Source organism: Streptomyces sp. SID9727 (genome assembly GCF_010550605.1).
GTDB lineage: Bacteria > Actinomycetota > Actinomycetes > Streptomycetales > Streptomycetaceae > Streptomyces.
Window position 1 is genome coordinate 1 of record NZ_JAAGNI010000291.1, and the last position, 844, is coordinate 844.

Consider the following 844-nt stretch of genomic DNA (forward strand, 5'->3'; position numbering starts at 1 on the left):
CGCGGCGCCCCCCGTACCGCCCGGCCCGCCCGTCCCCCGGCTGCCGCTGCTGCGGCGCGACGAGGAACGCGAACGGCTGACGCGTCTCCTGGCCCGCGGCCGCTCCGTCCGGCTCACCGGACCGGCGGGATCCGGCCGTACCGCCCTGCTCGACGCCGTCGCCGCCGACTGTGCGGACTTCGCGCCCGACGGGGTCGTCCGCCTCAGCGGCCACAAGCGCACCGCCACCGACCTGATGTACGCGCTCTTCGACGCCGTCCACGACGCCCCCCTGCACCGCCCGGACCGGGCGCTCCTGCTGAAGACGCTGCGCTCGACCGGCGCCGTCGTCGTCCTGGACGACCTGGAACTCGGCGGCGCCGCCCTGGACGAACTGCTCGACGCGACCCCCGAGTGCGCCTTCCTGTTCGCCGCGACGCCCGAGGTCGCCGCACCCCACGCCGACTCCGCCATCGAAGAGGTCTTCCTCACCGGCCTCGACCGCGCCACCTCCGCGGACCTGCTGTGCCGGGTGGTCGAACGGCCGCTCACCGAGGAAGAGGCCAACTGGGCCGGAGACCTCTGGTTCGAGTCCGAGGGCCTGCCACTGCGCTTCGTCCAGGCCGGTGCGCTGCTGCGCCAGCGCGACCAGCTGCACGCCGACGCCACCGCGTACGACGAGTACGGATATCTGGAGAACCGGCCCGCCGACGCGCCGCCCGCGCCCGAGGCGGCCGAGGGCTCCGACGTGCCGCTGCCCAGCCTCGGCGAGGGCGCGGCGCCCGCGGCTCTGCTCGCCTCCCGGCTGAGCGACGCCGCCCGCGACACGCTCCGGTTCGCGGTGGCCCTCGGTGGCGAGGTGCCG

The 844-nt window shown here is 76.2% G+C and carries 1 pseudogene; it reads left to right on the plus strand.

What is annotated here, in order from left to right:
- Window positions 1-844: pseudogene (locus tag G3I41_RS18575) on the plus strand (ATP-binding protein); the annotation flags it as partial.